The organism is Amycolatopsis sp. cg5 (genome assembly GCF_041346955.1).
Taxonomy (GTDB): Bacteria; Actinomycetota; Actinomycetes; order Mycobacteriales; family Pseudonocardiaceae; genus Amycolatopsis.
This window is the reverse complement of record NZ_CP166849.1, coordinates 2073322-2092392: the sequence shown is the minus strand read 5'-3', so window position 1 is coordinate 2092392 and position 19071 is coordinate 2073322. Positions and strand designations below refer to the sequence as shown.

General features: G+C 67.3%; 18 protein-coding genes. 9 read left to right on the top strand and 9 right to left on the bottom strand.

What is annotated here, in order from left to right:
- Positions 1-11: 11 nt before the first annotated feature.
- Both AB5J62_RS09525 and AB5J62_RS09520 read left to right on the top strand, forming a co-directional pair.
- Positions 12-581, top strand: coding sequence for a hypothetical protein (locus AB5J62_RS09525; RefSeq protein ID WP_370947777.1), 570 nt, complete (start codon positions 12-14; stop codon positions 579-581).
- Positions 582-711: 130 nt separating this feature from the next.
- Positions 712-1860 (top strand): DDE-type integrase/transposase/recombinase, encoded by a 1149-nt coding sequence (locus AB5J62_RS09520; RefSeq protein WP_370947776.1) that lies wholly within the window; start codon positions 712-714, stop codon positions 1858-1860.
- 203 nt (positions 1861-2063) lie between these two features.
- On the opposite strand, the gene AB5J62_RS09515 is transcribed toward AB5J62_RS09520, so the two are convergent.
- Positions 2064-3446, bottom strand: coding sequence for an OFA family MFS transporter (locus AB5J62_RS09515; protein ID WP_370947775.1), 1383 nt, complete (start codon positions 3444-3446; stop codon positions 2064-2066).
- A 53-nt stretch (positions 3447-3499) separates the two neighbouring features.
- Between AB5J62_RS09515 and fdhD the strand changes: the two genes are divergently transcribed.
- Positions 3500-4336 (top strand): formate dehydrogenase accessory sulfurtransferase FdhD, encoded by an 837-nt coding sequence (fdhD, locus tag AB5J62_RS09510; RefSeq protein WP_370947774.1) that lies wholly within the window; start codon positions 3500-3502, stop codon positions 4334-4336.
- A gap of 25 nt (positions 4337-4361) precedes the next feature.
- Here fdhD and AB5J62_RS09505 read toward each other — a convergent pair whose 3' ends face one another.
- Entirely contained in the window at positions 4362-5801 is a 1440-nt protein-coding gene (locus AB5J62_RS09505) for a carotenoid oxygenase family protein (RefSeq protein WP_370947773.1), read from the bottom strand.
- A 70-nt stretch (positions 5802-5871) separates the two neighbouring features.
- Between AB5J62_RS09505 and AB5J62_RS09500 the strand changes: the two genes are divergently transcribed.
- Both AB5J62_RS09500 and AB5J62_RS09495 read left to right on the top strand, forming a co-directional pair.
- A complete protein-coding gene (locus AB5J62_RS09500) occupies positions 5872-6570 on the top strand; it encodes a TetR/AcrR family transcriptional regulator (protein WP_370947772.1) in 699 nt (232 codons plus the stop codon).
- Positions 6571-6646: 76 nt separating this feature from the next.
- Positions 6647-7579: an alpha/beta hydrolase gene (locus tag AB5J62_RS09495; protein ID WP_370947771.1), complete on the top strand. Its 933-nt coding sequence runs from the start codon at positions 6647-6649 to the stop codon at positions 7577-7579.
- A gap of 1 nt (position 7580) precedes the next feature.
- Here AB5J62_RS09495 and AB5J62_RS09490 read toward each other — a convergent pair whose 3' ends face one another.
- From AB5J62_RS09490 to AB5J62_RS09465, 6 genes are all read right to left on the bottom strand, one after another.
- The gene (locus AB5J62_RS09490; protein ID WP_370947770.1) at positions 7581-7937 is read right to left on the bottom strand and encodes a hypothetical protein; all 357 of its coding nucleotides are present in this window, start codon (positions 7935-7937) and stop codon (positions 7581-7583) included.
- Positions 7937-9232 carry an ATP-dependent Clp protease ATP-binding subunit ClpX gene (gene clpX / locus AB5J62_RS09485; protein WP_370947769.1) on the bottom strand — a complete coding sequence of 432 codons (1296 nt, stop codon included), beginning with the start codon at positions 9230-9232 and terminating at the stop codon, positions 7937-7939. Before clpX ends, AB5J62_RS09490 begins: the two co-directional genes overlap by 1 nt.
- A 212-nt stretch (positions 9233-9444) precedes the next feature.
- The gene (locus tag AB5J62_RS09480) at positions 9445-10071 is read right to left on the bottom strand and encodes an ATP-dependent Clp protease proteolytic subunit (protein ID WP_370947768.1); all 627 of its coding nucleotides are present in this window, start codon (positions 10069-10071) and stop codon (positions 9445-9447) included.
- A gap of 28 nt (positions 10072-10099) precedes the next feature.
- Positions 10100-10708 carry a ClpP family protease gene (locus AB5J62_RS09475; RefSeq protein ID WP_370947767.1) on the bottom strand — a complete coding sequence of 203 codons (609 nt, stop codon included), beginning with the start codon at positions 10706-10708 and terminating at the stop codon, positions 10100-10102.
- Positions 10709-10845: 137 nt separating this feature from the next.
- Positions 10846-12225, bottom strand: coding sequence for a trigger factor (gene tig, locus AB5J62_RS09470; protein WP_370947766.1), 1380 nt, complete (start codon positions 12223-12225; stop codon positions 10846-10848).
- A gap of 118 nt (positions 12226-12343) precedes the next feature.
- Positions 12344-12943: a TetR family transcriptional regulator gene (locus AB5J62_RS09465; protein WP_370947765.1), complete on the bottom strand. Its 600-nt coding sequence runs from the start codon at positions 12941-12943 to the stop codon at positions 12344-12346.
- A gap of 122 nt (positions 12944-13065) precedes the next feature.
- Here AB5J62_RS09465 and AB5J62_RS09460 point away from each other — a divergent pair, with 122 nt between their 5' ends.
- On the top strand, positions 13066-14838 hold the full coding sequence (locus tag AB5J62_RS09460; RefSeq protein WP_370947764.1) for a fatty acid desaturase: 1773 nt from the start codon (positions 13066-13068) through the stop codon (positions 14836-14838).
- Between the two features lie 443 nt (positions 14839-15281).
- Complete coding sequence (locus AB5J62_RS09455) at positions 15282-16109, top strand: transglutaminase-like domain-containing protein (protein ID WP_370947763.1); 828 nt, start codon at positions 15282-15284, stop codon at positions 16107-16109.
- Here the strand turns inward: AB5J62_RS09455 and AB5J62_RS09450 are convergent.
- Entirely contained in the window at positions 16094-16987 is an 894-nt protein-coding gene (locus tag AB5J62_RS09450) for a LysR family transcriptional regulator (RefSeq protein WP_370947762.1), read from the bottom strand. The genes AB5J62_RS09455 and AB5J62_RS09450 overlap by 16 nt on opposite strands.
- Before the next feature lie 142 nt (positions 16988-17129).
- Here AB5J62_RS09450 and AB5J62_RS09445 point away from each other — a divergent pair, with 142 nt between their 5' ends.
- Both AB5J62_RS09445 and AB5J62_RS09440 read left to right on the top strand, forming a co-directional pair.
- Entirely contained in the window at positions 17130-17453 is a 324-nt protein-coding gene (locus tag AB5J62_RS09445) for a DUF6355 family natural product biosynthesis protein (protein WP_370947761.1), read from the top strand.
- A 153-nt stretch (positions 17454-17606) separates the two neighbouring features.
- Positions 17607-19064, top strand: coding sequence for a sensor histidine kinase (locus tag AB5J62_RS09440; RefSeq protein ID WP_370947760.1), 1458 nt, complete (start codon positions 17607-17609; stop codon positions 19062-19064).
- Positions 19065-19071 lie beyond the last annotated feature (7 nt).

Sequence of the window (19071 nt, the reverse complement as noted above, 5' to 3'; positions counted from 1 at the left end):
CCTCAGGAGGCGTGAGCGACTTGAAACCGACCATCACCGAACAGCAAGCGAACGGCAAGGTCGAGCAGTACATCGCCGGTGCGCTCACGGCGCTTCCGCCGGCAGGCAAGATCTTGTTCGCTCGCAACCGACCGGAGTGCACGGACCCGACTGACAAGGGCCCTCGCGGGCGGTACGAAATCTCGGCGTCCTACGAGATCACCGGGCTCGATCCCGCCCAGTACCCAGGCTATTTCGACGCGATCGTGCGCTGGTGGACCACACATGACTTCGACGTGCTGGCTGACCACCGTCCCAAGGACACCTATGTGTTCGCGCGCAACAAGACCGACGCCTTCGACATGTCTTTCGAGTCGAATGATCTCGGCAAGCTTTACGTGGGCGCGACTTCGCCGTGCGTGTGGCCGGACGGAAACCCGCCACCGCGTGCCGAGAGTGTGCCCGAATCGAGCCTTCCGCCGGTGGCGGCCCCGGAGCCGCATCCAGCCAAAGCCGAGCCAGCCAGGCGCTCGCGGCCCAAACCCGTCGACGAGGAAGTCGAGGACTTCGACCAGATCGACTGGACCGAAGAAGGGTCGTGAGCGTTGCAGGCGGTTCTAACCGCCTGTCTGAGTTCAGGACATACTGAACAGTTGATGTTTCAGCACATCGTGAACACTTGATCGGCTCGTCGGCGCGGTGATCGGCACTTCGGTGTTGATCATCGCGTTGATGAGCGGAACTGGGTTTTCGATGGATCCTGAGTTCGTTGCCGCTGTCGCGCGCAAGGCGCACGGCGAGAAGATCAACGTGGCCCGGTTCTGTGACGAGCATGACGTCTCCCGCGGCACGTTCTACCACTACGTAGAGCGGTTCCGGGCCGAAGGTGCCGACGGGTTCACCCCGCGCAGCACCGCCCCGCACCACCACCCGAACGCCCTGCCCGGCACGGTCGGCGAGGCGGTGCTGCGCGCCCGCAAAGAGCTAGCCGATCAAGGCCTGGACAATGGCGCCCTGTCGATCCTCTGGCGGCTGGAAGACGCCGGGTTCGTCCCGTTGCCCTCACAGTCCTCGATCTACCGCATCCTGCTCGACCGGGGCCAGATCACACGCGAACCCCGCAAACGCCCACCTCGCGGCAGGCGCCGCTTCGAATTCGACGCACCCAACGCCTGCTGGCAGATCGACGGCCTCGACGTCTGCCTCGACGACGGCACCAAGGTCTGCATCATCCAGATCCTCGACGACCACTCCCGTCTCGACGTCGGCTCCCACGCCGCGGCCAGCGAGAACACCGCCGACACCCTCACCGCGCTCGAGCTGGCGTTCGCCCGCTACGGCCACCCCGCACGACTGCTCTCGGACAACGGAACCGCGTTCAGCGGCAAATGCCGCGGCTACCTCGCCGAAACCGAACGCGCCCTCGCCACCCACGGCATCCAGACCATCGCCTCCACCCCCAGGCACCCGCAAACCTGCGGCAAGAACGAACGCGTCCACAGCACCCTGCGCCGCTGGCTGAGCGCCCGGCCCACGCCCACAACCCTGCCCGAACTCCAAGCCCTGCTTGAAAAATACCGCCACATCTACAACAACCGCCGCCACCAAGGCATCGGCGGACACACCCCTCAGCAACGCTACGACGCCACCACAAAAGCCCAACCCGACACCAGCCGCCGCGCACCCGCAGGCCGCGTCACCCGACCCGTCGCCAGCAACGGAGTCCTCCAACTCCACGGCTGCCACATCCCCATCGGCCGCGCCCACGCCCACACCACCGCGACCGTGTTCTGGCAAGGCGACCGCGTCACCATCCTCACCGGCGACACGATCGCCCGCGAACTCACCCTCAACAGACAAGTACGCTACCAACGCCACTAACCACACACACTGTCCACGATGTGCCGAAACACATCTGTTCAGAATGTGCCGAAACATGACAGCCGGTTCTAACCGCCCGCAACGCTCACGAGCCCTTTATCCGAAGAGCTGGACTACCTTGCGGATGAGTTCGTAGACGCCGTAGGCGAACGGCAGTGCGACCCACAGCCACACGAACACCATCAATCCCGTGCGGTTCTTCGTCATCGGGCTTCACTCCCCACTCGCTCCGGCTCGTGGAACTTGGTGTTGACCGGGCGGACCAGTTCGTTGGCGAGGAAGCCGATGACCAGCAGCGCGATCATGATGAAGAACGAGGTCGTGTAGAGATCAGGGCCGACCTTGCCCGCCCGCTTCTGGCTGTCGGCGATGGCGTTGACGATGAGCGGGCCGAGTACGCCTGCCACCGACCACGCGGTGAGGAGCCTGCCGTGGATGGCGCCCACCTGGTAGGTGCCGAACAGGTCCTTCAGGTACGCCGGGATGGTCGCGAAACCGCCGCCGTAGAAGGACAGGATCACCATCGCGCAGAGGATGAACACCGGCTTGGACGTGTTGGTGGTCAGTGCGATCGTGAGGTACAAGAGCGCGCCGACACCGAGGTACACGCGGTAGATGTTCTTGCGGCCGATGAGGTCCGATGTGGACGACCAGACGAACCGGCCGAGCATGTTGCACAGGGAAAGCAGTGCGACGAAGCCTGCCGCCGATGCCGCGAGCACCGGAGTCGAGGTCTGCTTGAAGAAGTCGGTGATCATCGGCGACGCCTTTTCGAGGATGCCGATGCCCGCTGTGACGTTGAAGCACAGGATGACCCACAGGAGCCAGAACTGCGGGGTCTTGATGGCGTTGGCCGCGGAGACGTTGCCCTTGGAGATCAGGACGTGGCCGTGGTCGGTCTTGGGGACCCAGCCCGCTGGTTTCCAGTCGTCGGCGGGTACGCGGACGAGGAGGATGCCGAGTGACATGAAGACCGCGTAGACCAGGCCGTGGACGAGGAACGCGGTGGCGATCGTGCCGGTGGTCCATGGCGAGGCGCCGAGCATCTGGTTGGACCAGGGCGACGCGATGAGCGCGCCGCCGCCGAAGCCCATGATCGCGATGCCGGTGGCCATGCCCGGCCGGTCGGGGAACCACTTGATGAGCGTGGACACCGGGGAGATGTAGCCGATGCCGAGTCCGCCGTAGCCGAGTACGACCAGCCAGTACTGCGAGGTCGCGACGCCCAGTGCGGAGACGAGGAAGCCGGTGCAGAAGCAGACCATCGAGACGAACATCGCCCAGCGTGGGCCGTTGCGCTCGACGAGGGTGCCGCCGAAGGCCGCCGACAGGCCGAGCATGACGATGCCCAGCTGGAAGGGCAGTGCGCTCTCGGTGCCGGACAATGAGAGTGTCTTCTCCAGCGGCGGTTTGAACACGCTCCAGGCGTAGGCCTGCCCGATGGACAGGTGGACCGACAGCGCCGCGGGCGGCACGAGCCAGCGGCTCCAGCCGGGTGGTGCGACGATGCGGGAACGATCCAGGAAGCCGAGGGCCGTACGACGCCTCCAGTGGTGAGGATGATCGAGCAGGAATGTAATACGCATTCGCCGCTGTTGCACCAGTCAGGTGTAGAAGGTTCGCGCGAAAGGGCAGGTTAGTGGGCAGGGTGACGGTACGTCGACCAGTGCGGATGCTGTCCGCGAACGGGGAACGGCGGCGTCCTGACTCGCTGGCCGCCGAGGAGCCGATGGAGCTGCGGGTCGGCGGGAAGCCACTCGCGGTGACCATGCGGACGCCGGGGAACGACATCGAACTGGCGCATGGCTTCCTGCTGACCGAGGGGGTCATCGGCTCGCTCGAGGACGTCACGACCGCGCGGTACTGCGATGGCGTCGACGATCAAGGGCGCAACACCTACAACGTGCTCGACGTCGCGCTGGCCGACGGGGTCGCGCCGCCGGACGCCGGCGTCGAGCGGAACTTCTACACGACGTCCTCGTGTGGGGTGTGCGGGAAGGCCGCGCTGGACGCGGTGAAGCTCAAGACGCGGTTCGACACGGCGGCGTCGGGGTTCGCGGTGACGACCGAGGTGCTGGCGGGTTTGCCGGAAGCCTTGCGGGCGCGGCAAAAGGTGTTCGCGCAGACCGGTGGGCTGCACGCGGCGGCGTTGTTCGCCGCCGACGGTTCGCTGCTGGTGGTGCGTGAAGACGTGGGACGGCACAACGCCGTCGACAAGGTGCTCGGGTGGGCGCTGCTGGAAAACCGGGTCCCGCTGGGGGAAACCGGGCTGCTGGTGTCGAGCCGCGCGTCGTTCGAGCTGGTGCAAAAGGCCGCCATGGCGGGGATCCCGTTGCTCGCGGCCGTCTCGGCGCCTTCGTCGCTGGCCGTGGAATTGGCCGAGGACAACGGAATGACGCTGATCGGCTTCCTTCGCGGCGACAGCATGAACCTCTACACCGGCGACGCCCGCGTCGTGAGTGGTACGGCCGGTTAGAACCGGTCATACCACTCACGACGGGTTACTCCGTCGGGGCCCAGTTGCCGTGGAAGCCCTCGGGTACGCGGTCGGGCAGGTGGATGGCGCCGACCTGGTCGAGTGAGCCGGCGTCGAGCAGGGTCAGGTCGCTGCGCTGGGTGGCCGGGTCGTAGACGAAGCCCATCAGCACGCCTTCGTCCTCGCCGGCGTCCGGGCTGGACGGGACGAAGACGAACTCGCCTGGCTCGCAGCCCTTGCCGAAGGTGCGGACCTCGGAGGTCACGCGCTCGAGGTCGTGCTTGAACAGCGCCGGGCCGCGCGATGGGCATTGGCCGACCGAGTAGCCGTAGCGGTGGCGTGAGCCGACCAGGCGCTCGTCGACGCGGGGGAACTCCTGGCCGCGGTCGTCGAGGCGCTCTTCGATGACCTTGCCCGCCGCGAGGTCGACGGTCCATCGGTCGAGGGTGGGCGGGCCCTCGTTGGGGCCGGTGTGGTCGCGGTCGAACATCTTCGGGTGGCGGATGACGTCGAGGACGATCTTGTCGCCGTCGTCGTAGGCGTTCATCGGGTGGAAGACGTAGCAGGGCTCGACGTCGAACCAGCGGACGTCCGAAGCGGAACCCTCGCGCGGCATGACGCCGATGCGGGCCGGGTAGGACTGCTTCCAGCTGTACGGGAAGCGGCCGTTGGAGCCGAGCGAGTCGCCGAGCATGGCGGTGATCGGGTCGGGCACGCGCACCTTGCCGATGACGGCCGAGACCACGAGCTTGGCCGGCGTGCGCAGCAGCTTCGGCACGGTCGCCTCGACGCCCTGACCGGCGTCGAAAACCACGGGCAGGTCGTAGAAGACGACGTGGTTCTCCGTCAGCGAGAAGTCGTGCATCATCGGCGAGCCGGTGACCTCGATGTCGACCGTGCGGCGGGCGCGGCCGTTCGTGTCGATCACCGAGTACTGGACGCGGTTGCCGCGCCCGAAGAAGTACGAGACGGCGTGCAGCTCGCCGGTGCGCGGGTCTCGCTTCGGGTGGGCGGTGTAGCCGCCGGGCAGCGTGCCGTCGAAGTCGCACGGGCCGACCGTGTCGAGCTCGTCGGTCAGCTCGTAGTTGGCGACGCCACCTTCGACCAGCGCGAGCGTCTTGCCCGCGTGGGAGATGACGTTGGTGTTCGCGCCGAGCGAGTCCATGCCGGCGCGGTGATCGCGGCCGTGCGGGGTCTCGCCGAGCGCTTCGGCGACCTTCGGGTTGCGGACCCAGCGGTTGCGGTACCACTGCGCCTTGCCGTCGCGCAGGCGGACGCCGTGGACCATGCCGTCGCCCATGAACCAGTTGTAGGTGGCCGGGTCGACCTCGGACAGCGGGTTCGGCCCGTTCCGCAGGTAACGCCCGTCGAGGTACTCCGGGATCGAGCCGGTCACGGCCAGCTCGGTGATCGTGTGCTCCTTGGCAACGGGTGCGTAGTTGCCCTCAAGGTACTTGTGCCCCATGACATGCTCCCCTAGCTGGCATAACTTGGTTATGTCCTAGGTATAACAGAGTTATGGGATACTGGCAAACGTGACAGCCGATGACATCCGCGGCCGACTGGTCGACGCCGCCATCCACCTGCTGGCCGAGGGCGGGCCCGAAGCACTGCAAGCGCGCAAGGTGGCCGCCGACGTCGGCGCGTCGACCATGGCCGTCTACACCCATTTCGGCGGCATGGGCGAGCTCGTCGAGGCGGTGGCACGCGAGGGTTTCCGGCGCCTGAGCGACAACCTCGGCCGGATACCACCCGCCGACGACCCGGTCGCCGACATCTTCGTCAAAGCTTATGCGTACCGACACACTGTTGTAGAGAATCCGCAGCTGTACGCGGTCACCTTCGGGCTGTCCGCACCAGGTGGCAAGCGGGCCTCCACCAAGCGGGTCACCGACCTGACAGATGCCAATTCAAAAGAAGGCCGCGAGGCCTTTTCGCACATTGTGGACGCCTCCGCACGCGCCATCGCGGCCGGGCGATTCCGCCAAGCGGAAGCCGTCGAAGTGGCCGCGCAGCTCTGGAGCGGCGTGCACGGCTACGTGACCCTGGAGATCGCCGGCCACTTCGGAGACCACAACGCGGGCGTGAATCAAGTCCTTTTACCCCTTGGTGTGACTCTCGCGGTAGGACTGGGTGACACTCCGGAGTCGGCCGCGCGGTCGCAGAGGGTGGCGGTGGACACTTGGCGCACGGCGAACGGAAACGCCGGAGGGCAATCTGACGATGTGAGGTGAAAGGTCGGTCACAGACGCAACGCGGGGGCGGGTGTCATGCGTCTGACCTGGTGAGGGATCTTGGAGAGGGGACCAGGTGGACACGGGGGACGACAAGGGCGGCAAGCGCGCTTCGGCACGCCGCTGGATCAGCCGCCGCTCGGTGCTGATCGCAGGCGCTTCGGGACTCGCTGTAACCGGCCTCGCCGCCGGCTCGGCGACCGGGCGGCTGCCGTTCAGCCCCGCGCTGCAGCGTGCGGCGGGCGTGACCTCGCCGACGCCGACCGCCCAGCCGGGCGTCGTGCGCATCGAGCGGGTGTTCTCGGCCGCGCGCAACCGCGAGATCGAGTTGCTGACCATGCTGCCGTCGAAGTCACCGGCTCCCGGACTGCCCATGTCGCTGATGCTGCACGGCCTGCGCGGCAACGCGCGCCACGCCGCCCCCACCGGCCTGCTCAAGCAGCTCAGCGGTGAGGTCTCCCGCCGCGCGGTGCCCGCGTTCGGGTTCGTCGCGGTCGACGGCGGCGACAACTACTGGCACGAGGCCCACCCCGGCGACAACCCGATGGCCATGCTGCTGGAAGAGGTGCCACGCTGGCTGGCCGAACGCGGCCTCGGCGGCACCGACGGCAAGCCGTTCGCCTGCGCGGGCCTGTCCATGGGCGGCTTCGGGGCGATGCTCTACGCCAGGCGCCGGGTCGAACGCCGTGACCCGCCCGCCGCCGTGGCGGCGCTGGCGCCCGCGCTGATGACGTCCTGGTCCGAGATGAGCAAGCGCAAGGCGTTCCGTGACGCCGCGGACTGGGCGTCGATGGACCCGCTGAAGAACATCGCGGCGCTGCGCGGCATCCCGACGGCCATCTACTGCGGCACCGAGGACGACTTCATCGGTGGCGTCCGCAAGTACATCACCGAGGCCCACCCCGCCGTGGCGCACACGGCGCGGGGCAGGCACGGCGACGGGTTCAACCGGACCGTGGTGCCCAGCCTGGTCAGTTTCCTCGGGAAGCACGTTCCCAAGGCCGACTGAGTCAGCTGGAGCCGCTGGTGGCGATCTCCAGCCACCGCGCGGCGACCGACATCAGCCAGAAGCCGACGAGGGTGCCCGCGAGGAACCACGACGTCCAGACGAGCAGGCCGCGGTCGTCCTCGGCCTTCGCCCGCATGCGACCCAGCGCATACCAGGCGAAGGCGAGGAACGGCAGCGGCATCAAGGGCAGCACCGAGAACCGGACGACGACCGCGACCAGGCAGGTCACCGCCAGCACGATGAGCACGATCGTCAGTACCCGGTGCAGCTTGGGATAACGGTGGTACGTCGCCGTGACGACGCGCTGCGAGAGCTCCGTGATGCCCGGAACCTCTTCTGACAAGTTCTGCTGGACCACTATGCCGACTTCTCGCCACGCTCACTGCGGGTCCGGCGGGACGGCTGCCGCGACACGATGGTCGGGTTGACGTTCTCCCGGACGGTCTGCTCGGTGATCACGACCTTGGCCACGTCATCCCGGCTGGGGATGTCGTACATGACCGGCTGCAGCACCTCTTCGAGGATCGCGCGCAGGCCACGGGCGCCGGTGCCGCGGAGCACGGCCTGGTCGGCGATGGCCTCGAGCGCGGTCTTGGTGAACTCCAGCTCGACGTTGTCCATCTCGAAGAGCTTCTTGTACTGCTTGACCAGCGCGTTGCGCGGCTCGGTCAAGATCGACACAAGAGAGGTCTTGTCGAGGTGGGTCACGCTGGCCACGACCGGGAGACGACCGATGAACTCGGGGATGAGCCCGAACTTGATCAGGTCCTCCGGCATGGTGTCGGAGAAGACGTCGCTCTCGTCGATCTCGGCCTTGGTGCGGATCTCCGCACCGAAGCCGAGGCCGCGCTTGCCGACGCGCTCGTTGATGATCTTCTCCAGGCCCGCGAACGCACCGGCCACGATGAACAGCACGTTCGTCGTGTCGATCTGGATGAACTCCTGGTGCGGGTGCTTGCGGCCGCCCTGCGGCGGCACCGAGGCGGTGGTGCCTTCGAGGATCTTCAGCAGCGCCTGCTGCACGCCCTCACCGGACACATCGCGGGTGATCGACGGGTTCTCGCTCTTGCGGGCGATCTTGTCGACCTCGTCGATGTAGATGATGCCGGTCTCGGCGCGCTTGACGTCGTAGTCGGCCGCCTGGATCAGCTTGAGGAGGATGTTCTCGACATCCTCACCGACGTACCCGGCCTCGGTGAGCGCCGTGGCGTCCGCGATCGCGAAGGGGACATTGAGCAATTTCGCGAGTGTCTGCGCCAGGTAAGTCTTGCCGCATCCGGTCGGTCCGAGCATCAGGATGTTCGACTTGGCCAGCTCGACGGGCTCCTCCTTGGAGTCCTTCGGGCCCGCCTTGTCGTCGGCCTGAATGCGCTTGTAGTGGTTGTAGACCGCTACCGCGAGGGTCCGCTTGGCGTCATCCTGACCGATGATGTACTGCTCGAGGAACTCGTGGATGTCGGCGGGTTTGGGCAGCTCGTCGAGCTTGACCTCACCGGCCTCGGCCAGTTCTTCCTCGATGATCTCGTTGCAGAGATCGATGCACTCATCGCAGATGTACACGCCGGGCCCGGCGATGAGCTTCTTCACCTGCTTCTGGCTCTTCCCGCAGAAAGAACACTTCAGTAGGTCTCCGCCGTCACCGATCCGTGCCATGGCCGTTGACCTTGTCCCCTCCGGTGCCCAGCACCTGATCTCTGCTCGCCCCGGTCATGGATTTCCTGACAGGGTACTCACGCGCTGCCACTGACGGTACCCGTCCGGCGCGCCTGACGGGAGCACCAACAAGGTTCCTACCGTGCCCGAAAGACCCTAGACCGTGACGCCGGTGCGTGTCTTCTCCCGACACGCACCGGCTCAGTGGTCGTTTAGTTGGCAGAAGCTTTGCGATACGGAAGCACCTCGTCGATGATCCCGTATTCCTTGGCCTCCGCGGCCGTGAGGATCTTGTCGCGTTCGACGTCCGCACGGACCTGGTCCGGGTCCCGGTTGGTGTGCTTCGCCAGCGTGGTCTCCATCAGGCGACGGACGCGCTGGATCTCGTTGGCCTGGATCTCCAGGTCCGAAACCTGCCCGTAGGTGCCCTCGGTGGCCGGCTGGTGGATGAGCACCCGCGCGTTCGGCAGCGCCAGGCGCTTGCCGGGGGTGCCTGCCGCCAGCAGCACGGCGGCGGCCGAGGCGGCCTGGCCGAGCGCGACGGTCTGGATGTCCGGGCGGACGAACTGCATGGTGTCGTAGATCGCCATCAGCGAGGTGAACGAACCACCGGGCGAGTTGATGTAGATGGTGATGTCGCGGTCCGGGTCCTCGTGCTCGAGGTGCAGGAGCTGGGCCATCACGTCGTTGGCCGACGCGTCGTCCACCTGCACGCCGAGGAAGATGACGCGCTCCTCGTACAGCTTGTTGTACGGGTTGGATTCCTTGATCCCGTAGCTGGTGCGCTCGACGTACGAGGGCAGGATGTACCGGGACTGCGGAAGCTCGAAGCTGCTCATGTTTTTCTCCTGTAAGCCTTCGCGTCCGTCAGTTACCTGCGGCAGGGTTTGTCAGGTCGCGGGTCAGGACGTGGTCGACGAACCCGTAGTCCTTCGCCTCCTGGGCGGTGAACCAGCGGTCGCGGTCGCCGTCCTTGACGATCTGCTCCAGCGTCTGACCGGTCTGCTCGGCCGTGATCTTGGCGAGCTCCTGCTTCCACTTGCCGAACACCTCGGCCTGGATCGCGATGTCCGACGCGGTGCCGCCGACACCAGCCGACGGCTGGTGCATCAGGATGCGCGCGTGCGGCAGCGAGTAGCGCTTGCCGGGGGTGCCGGAAGAGAGCAAGAACTGACCCATCGAGGCCGCCAGGCCCATCGCGTAGGTGGCGACGTCGGGCTTGATGAGCTGCATCGTGTCGTAGATGGCGAAACCGGCGGTCACCGAGCCACCAGGCGAGTTGATGTAGAAGCGGATGTCCGACTCGGAGTCGTCGGCGTCGAGCAGCAGGAGCTGCGCGGTGATCCGGTTGGCGACCTCGTCGTTGACCTCGGAGCCGAGGACCACGATGCGCTCCTGGAGCAACCGCTCGAACACCGAGTCGGTCAGGTTGAGCCCGGCGGTGCTCGACCGCGCCTCGGGCATGTGCTGCGTCACGTCTGCCTGCCTTTTCGCCGCTGGCGGCCCCCAGTGAGGGCCGCCGCTTCGTTCTGGGAGATCTGAGGATCTTGCAACGACCCTAACGAACTTGGGCGGTGCAGAATGCCTGACACCGCCCAAGTTCGCTCAGAGCTTTAGCTTTCGGTGGTGGCGGCGGCCTCTTCGGTGACCTGCGCCTCACCCGAAGGGGTTTCGTCGGCGCCGAACAGCTCGTTGAGGTCGACCGACGCGCCGGCGGCGTCGACGATCGCGGCCTTGCGGACGACCGAGGCCAGCGCCTTGCCGCGGCGCACGTCGGCGAAGATCGCCGAGAGCTGGCCGGACTGCTGGGCGCGCTGGACGTACTCGTCCGGGCTGATGCCGAAGCGCTGGGCCTGGTAAATGATCCGCTCGGTGAGCTCGCCGTCGTTGACCGAGGTCTTCTCGTTGTCGGCGATGGTGTCCAGCAGCAGCTGCGTGCGGACGGCCTTCTCCGACTCCTCGCGGACGTCGGCGTCGAACTCCTCGACGGTCTTGCCCTCGGCCTCGAGTGCCTGCGCGAACGCGGCCTCGTCGTGGTCGAACTGGTGGATCGCGTCGTGCTTGCGGTTCTCGATCTCGCCCTCGAGGACCTTCTCCGGGATCGGGACCTCGGTGCGCTCGAGCAGCAGCTCGAGGACCTTGTCACGGGCCTGGACGCCCTGCTGCATCTTCTTGACGCGGGACAGGCGGGTGCGGAGGTCGCCCTTGAGCTCGTCGATGGTGTCGAACTCGCTCGCCAGCTGGGCGAACTCGTCGTCGGCCTCGGGCAGCTCGCGCTGCTTCACGGTCTGGACGACGACGGTGACCTCGGCGTCCTTGCCTGCGTGCTCACCGGCGACCAGCTGGGTGGTGAAGGTCTTGGTCTCGCCTGCCGCGGCGCCGATGATGGCGTCGTCGATGCCGTCGACGAGCTGGCCGGAGCCGATCTCGTAGGACAGGCCGGTGGTCGAGGCGTCCTCGACCTCCTGGCCGTCGACGGTGGCGGAGAGGTCGATCGAGACGAAGTCGCCGTTCTCGGCGGGGCGCTCGACGCCGGTCAGCGTGCCGAAGCGGGCGCGCAGCTCGTCGAGCTGCTCGTCGACCTCGGCGTCGGTCAGGTCGACCTCGTCGACGCTGATCTCGACACCGGCCAGGTCGGGCACCTCGATCTCGGGGCGCACGTCGACCTCGGCGGTGAACTCGAGCACGACCTTGTCCTCGAGCTTCGTCACGTCGAACTCGGGCTGGCCCAGCGTGCGGACCTCGCCCGCGCGCACCGCCTCCATGTACTTGGCGGGGATGACCTCGTTGACGACCTCATCGAGCACCGGGGCGCGACCGATCCGGCTTTCCAGGACACGAGCGGGGGCCTTGCCGGGACGGAAACCCGGGATCCGGACCTGCTGGGCGATCTTGCGGTAGGCGCGCTCGAAGTTCGGTTTGAGCTCGTCGAACGGCACCTCGACATTGATCTTCACTCGCGTCGGGCTGACCTGCTCGACGGTGCTCTTCAACGTATTCTCCTCGAGCCGAGATGGTGTGGTTGAACAATCCTGCTTGGGATGTCCCCTGGTCACGTCCTGACCGGGCCGTCCGAGTCTAGGCCAGCGGGTTGTGAGCCCTTTTCACGGGTCAGGCCCGCAGCATGCGGCCGATCACCCAGCGCATCTGCTCGGTGGCGTGCGGGATGGACATCGCCGGTTGCACGAGGTGGCTCAGCAGCAGCCGGACGAACGCCTCGACGGCCATCTCCCACTCGGTTTCGCTCAGTTCCACGCCGGGATAGAGGCGCATGAGCATCGGGGCGACGGCGCCGACACTGCGCGCGAGCACCGGGTCGGACTGGGTGGTCAGCAGCGGGAGCAGATCGTCGCCGCCGCCGTGGCCGCCGGCGAGTACCGATTTCAGCAACGGATTGTCGCGAGCCGATTCCAGTGTGTATTGGAATGCGGCGGTGACCCCTTCGACGGCGTCGTCCGGATAGCCGGAAAGGGTTTGCGAGACGCCCACGGCGAATCCGTCGGTTTCCCGGAGCATGAGAGCTTCGGCGAGTTCCGGTTTCGATCCCAGTTCTTTATAAACGGTCTGCCTGCTGACGCCGACACGCGCGGCGACCTTGCCCATGGTGACGTTGGCCCAGCCATCGGCGCAGGTCAGCTCGGCCGCGGCGGTGAGCAGTCGCTCACGTAGCAGTGACCGAACGGTTTTGGTGAATCGGGGACCTGGCTCCACAACTCGAAGTTTACATTGTGATCAAGTTTGTTGGTGAAGTTTACAACCGCGGGACCATTGTCTACGGTGGCAAAACTTGCAGCGCCGTAGCCGGGATTGACGACCCCCTGGAGTCCGCTTCGATGGCCGTAGTGAATGTTCCCCGCACGAATAGGGGAACTGGGGAATCACTGGCTCGCGGGGTGCCCAACCCCCGTATTCAGCTGCCGCTCGTCGCCAGCCCTACAGTGCTGCTCTTCCTGGGAGCGCTCCTGGTCTGGGCGGGCGCCACCTGGCTGGTGCTCGCCGACGCCGCGCCGCTGTGGGTGACGATCCCCGCGCACACCCTGGTCTCGTTCACCATGTTCACCGTGCTGCACGAGTCGGCACACCACTCGGCAGGCCGGTTCACGCTGGTGAACGAGGTGCTGGGCCGCCTGTCGATGCTGTTCGTCGCGGCGTACGGGTCGTTCCCGATGCTCCGGTTCATCCACCTCGAGCACCACCGCAACACCAATGAGGACTCCCGCACCGACCCGGACGCCTGGACCTCGCAGGGCAGCTGGTGGTCGCTCCCGTTCCGCTGGCTCACGATCGACGCCTGGTACGTCCGCTTCTACAACGCCCGCGTCACCACCCGCCCGCCCGCCGAGCAGCTCGAGACCTTCGCGGTGCTGCTGACCGCGCTGGCCGGTTTCGGCGGGCTGATCGCGACCGGCTGGGGCTGGGAGCTGCTGGTGATCTACCTGATCCCGCAGCGCGCCGGGCTGGCGCTGCTCGCCTGGTGGTTCGACTGGCTCCCCCACCACGGACTCGGCGCCACCCGCAGGCAGGACCGGTTCGGGCTGGCCCGCGTGCGCGTCGGCCTGGAGTGGCTGATGACCCCGCTGATGCTGTACCAGAACTATCACCTGGTGCACCATCTCCACCCCGCGCTCCCGTTCTACCGCTACCTGCGCGCGTGGAACACGAACCGCGAGGCCTACCTGGCGCACAACGTGCCGATCACGACCGCGTGGGGCCGCGACCTGTCCGCCGAGGAATATCGGCAATGGCGGCAATTGGCCGGTTCGCTGGCCGACACCGCCGAGCAGCCCATCGAGCCGAGTTCGCTCGACTTCTTCCCGTTGACCGTGTCCGAGGTGCGGCACCTGAGCGCGGACACGGTGGCGGTCTCGTTCGCGGTTCCCGAAGACCTGCGCGAGGTTTTCGAAGGCCGACCAGGTCAGCACGTGACGATCCAGGCCACGGTCGAGGGCCTGCGCGTCCAGCGGACGTACGCGCTCTGCGCGGGCCCGGGTCTGCGCGTGGCGATCAAGCACGTCGGCGGCGGCGTCTTCTCGACCTACGCCAACACCGCGCTGCGCGCGGGCGACACATTGGAAGTCCAGCCGCCGTCCGGCGCCTTCGTGCTCGGCTCACCGGCACGCCGCGCCCCGCGCTACGTCGCGGTGGCCGCGGGCATCGGCATCGCGCCGGTGCTTCCCGTGGTCGCCGACGCACTGTCCACTCAGGACAATTGCAAGGTGACCCTGCTGTACGTCAACCGGTCCGGCTCCTCGACCCTGTTCGCGGCCGAGCTCACCGCGCTGGCCAAGCGCTTCGAGGGACGGCTGCACGTCGTGCACTACCGCACCGACGAGCGCGACCCCGACCTGCACAGCACCCGGCCGGTGCGACGGCTGGACCCGATCGGCGAGGCGCTGGCGATCTCGCACGAGCGGTATCAGCGGGGGCAGCTGGACGGGACCCGGTTCCGGGCTCTGCTGCAGGGCAGGCTGCACCCGGCGAAGGTGGACGACTGGTTCCTGTGCGCGCCGCCCCGGCTGGTCGAGATGGTCAGGACGACCCTGGCGGACAACGAAGTCCCCGGCGAAGCCGTGCACATCGAATCGTTCCGCGCCCCAGGCTCGTGAGCGTTCCGGGCGGTTATTGAGGGGAAGGGCAAATATGGCGTGCGTCGGTCTGGCTGACGAGGTCACGTCGCGAGGCCCGGACGTGCCATGAGTGGCTGAACGAGGGGTTTCCCTGCTGCGTTGGGTGCAGCGGGGGAACCCCTCGTTCACGATCTGGCCAGGCGAGGACGGGGGTCGTGAGTGTTTAGACCGGTTAGAACCGGCCGTACCACTCACGACCCCCACGACGACCCCGGCTTGCCACGGGCGAGTGGAACCTCTGCTGCGTCAGATGCAGCAAAGGTTCCACTCGCCCGCCACGTTTGCCCTTACGGTCAATAACGCCCGGAAGGGCAAATGTGGCGGGCACTTGACGAAGGGGGCCCATGTCACGCTCAGCGTTACAAGGGTGGCCTTTGTGTGGTTCAGCCGCGCCCGGGCGCGAAAACGCTAAGGTCGGGCGCATGGCGCCGGTCATCGACTACCTGTCCCCCGGGATCTTCACCAGCCTCGAAGGTGTCGATCCGCGCGTGATCGAGCCGGTGCCCGACGATCCGGTCGGGATCTGCACGCCCGCGCGTCACCTCGTCATCCAGCCGTACGACGCGCGGCCGCTGGGCGTTCCGGCCGAACGGTTCGAGGAGAACCAGATCCGGCCGGTCAGCGCGATCATCGGCAAGCTGCTCGCACTCGATCCGGCGCCGGTGACCGTCGCGCGCGAGCCGGGGAAGCGGGTCGTCGGGACTTGCCGTGACTTCTCACTGCTGAGCTGCGCGCTGCTGCGCCACCGCGGGTTCGCCGCGCGCGTGCGCTGCGGGTTCGGGACGTATTTCGAGCCGGGGCAAGGACTCGACCACTGGGTGACCGAGTACCACGACGGCACGCGCTGGGTCCGGATCGACACCGAACATCTCGGGAAGGACCTGCCCGCCACGCTCCACGATCTGCGGCCCGGCGAGTTCCTCACCGGTGGCGAGGCCTGGCTCGCGTACCGGCGTGGCGAGATCGACGCTTCCACGTTCGGGGTGCCCGGGACCGAGAACTGGGGGCCTGCCGAGATCCAGGGCAACGCCGTGCGGGATCTCGCCGCGCTCAACAACGTCGAGACGTTGCCGTGGGACGAGTGGGGCCGGATGACCGAGGCCTACGACGGTAAGACCGGCCCGGACTACGACGCCTTGCTCGACGAACTCGCCGAGGTGTGCGCCTCCGACAACCCCGCGGCCATCAGCGCGCTCTACCTCCACGAAGACCTGCGGGTACCGGGGACTTTTCTTCACACCGCCACCTGAGCCGCCGCGATCCGCAGGTCGGCCACGCCGGGGAGGTCGCCGGCGCCCTCCGGCCACAGTAATGCCGGCGTGCACGGCCACATGTCCAGCACGGGCAGGTACCGCACGTCAGGGCGTGGGTAGAGGTCACGCACGCCCGCCGGGACGAACGCGATCCCTTCGCCGAGCGCGACGATCGTGAGCATGGCCTCCAGGCTTGTCACGCCGTGACCGGTGTAGCGGACCGCGGCGCCGTCAGGGCGCGGGTCGGCCGCCCAGAACTCGCGCCATGTTCGCGGAACTTCGCGTGAGACGCCGACGACGGCCTCCCGGCTCAGCTCGGCGAGCGTGAGTTCCGGGCTGGATGCCAGCCGGGCGGCACGGGAGACGCAGGCGAGACGCGGCTCGTGGGCGAATGGCAGCGAGGTGACGCCTGCCTTCGCGGGCAGGTAACCGAAGAGCGCGTCGACCTCGCCGGTTTCGAGACATCGATGCTGACCCACGAGGTCGAGTACCCGGACATCGAAGGTGAAATCCGGGCAGTGGTTTCTCACCGCTTTGAGTACCGCCCTGGTCGAGGTGAGTCCCAACGCACCTTCCAGCATGCCGATCACGACCTTGCCGGAATGGCGGCGCCTGCCAGCCTGGGTGAGCAGGCGGTCCATCGCGTTGATCACCTCTTTGGCTTCGAGCAGCAGTGCGTGACCCGCGTCCGTGAGCGCGACACGACGGGTGGTGCGGTCGATCAGCTTGAGCGACAAGCGCTTTTCGAGCGCGCCGATCTGCTGGCTCAGCGCGGGCTGGGTGATGAACAGCCGGGCCGCCGCACGGCCGAAGTGCAACTCCTCTGCCAGCGTCAGCAAGAGCCGGAGCTGATGAAAACTGGGTTCCGCGGTCATTTCATTCCCCCCAGAAATAATGTCGACCCTATCAATATCAACGATCATTCAAATCAATGAACCATTGTCACCACCAGAATGCGCGTGCCAGTATCGAAGAGTCCCATTCAGGGAATTCCACAGGGGAAACGAGAGGGAATCCATGCTGAAGAACAAGGTTGCTCGCGCCGTCATCCCGGTGGCTTTCGCCGCCGCCGCGCTTGTCGGTGGCACCGCGAGCGCTTCCGCCGCACCGGCTCCCGCCGGGCCTGCGGCGGTCCAGGACGACCCGTGCGGGCTGCACGTGCACAGTGGCAACGGTTACTACCGCAATTGCGGGAGCCGCAGTGTGAAGATCCTGGTGACCAAGGTGTTCACCGCCAATGAGCGATTCTGCGTCGGGGCAGGGACCGAGAAGTTCGTCGGAACCTGGAACAACATCTGGAACTCCTACGTCGAGGGTTACGACTGCGATCCCAACGCCTAGTGGTTCGGTGCCCGGTGTGTGACTCCCAGTATGTGCGGGGCCACACACCGGGCGCCTCCTCCTTCCGAAGGACACCGGCTACGCCTCAAGGCGCACAGGCGTCTCACAGGTCGCGCACAACGGCCCCATACCCGCCGGTCTCAGCATGAGGCCATGAAGAGCAGGCCGCTGCGCGCGAAACTCATCGCGTCGACCGTCGGCCTGCTCGCGCTCGTCTGCCTGATCATCGGGGTGGTGAGCGAACTCGCGCTGCGGGGGTTCCTGCTCGACCAGATCGACCATCAGCTCGACGCGGCCGCGCACCGGGCGCGGGATTTCACCGAGCACGGGCCGCCGGACAAGATGCCGCTCGACGCGCCGGGGCAGGCGGCCGGGACGCTGAACCTCACCATCCTCGGCGGGCTCGTGCAGAACGCCGGGAGAATTTCCTTTACCGGGCAACAAGAGCTGCTCGACCAGGAGCAGCAGGCCGGGTTGGCCGGGCTGCCCGTCGACGGCCGCGCGTACACCCGCGCGCTCGGCGACCTCGGCGACTACCGGCTGATCGCGCTGCCGGTCGACGGCGGCGCGATGATCACCGGCCTGCCGTTGAAGAACGCGCAGGACACACTGTGGACGGTCGGGCTCATCCTGTTCGGCGTCGCGCTGGCCGGGGTGACCGCCGCCGGTTTCGCAGGCGCCTACGCGATCCGGCGGACACTGCGGCCGCTCGACCGGGTCGCGGTGACGGCGAGCCGGGTCGCCGAGCTGCCGCTCGACCGGGGCGACGTGGTGCTGTCCATCCGGGTGCCCGAGATCGACACCGATCCGCGGACCGAGGTCGGCCAGGTCGGCTCCGCGCTGAACCTCATGCTCGGGCACATCGGCCACGCGCTCGCCGCGCGGCAGGCGAGCGAGCAGCGGGTCCGGCAGTTCGTCGCCGACGCCAGCCATGAGCTGCGCACGCCGCTCGCCGCCATCCGCGGGTACGCCGAGCTGACCCGCCGCGGCACCGACCAGGTGCCGCCCCAGATCGCGCACGCCATGTCCCGCATCGAATCCGAAGCCGCGAGGATGACCACGCTCGTCGAGGATCTGCTGCTGCTCGCCAGGCTCGACGCGGGCAAGCCGCTCGAGGTCGGCGAGGTCGATCTTTCGCGCATGGTGGTCGACGCGGTCAGCGACGCGCATGTCGCCGGGCCGGAGCACATCTGGCGGCTGCGGCTGACCGACGAGCCGGTGATCGTCTTCGGCGATCCGTTGCGGCTGCACCAGATTCTGGCGAACCTGCTGTCCAACGGCCGGGTGCACACCCCGCCGGGCACGACCGTCACGACCTCGCTGACCCGCTCCGCCGACGGCAGCGCCGTGCTCACGGTGACCGACGACGGCCCCGGCATCGACCGCGCGTTGCTGCCGACGGTGTTCGAGCGGTTCGCGCGCGGCGACACGTCACGGTCGCGGGTCGCGGGCAGCACGGGGCTGGGCATGGCGATCGTGTCGGCCGTGGTGATCGCGCACCGCGGCACGGTCGGCGTGACGAGCAGGCCGGGCCGCACGGAATTCGAAGTCCGGCTGCCCACACAGCTTTCCCACAGCGTCGCCACAACGACACCCCAGGCGCGTTCGTGACGCTGAG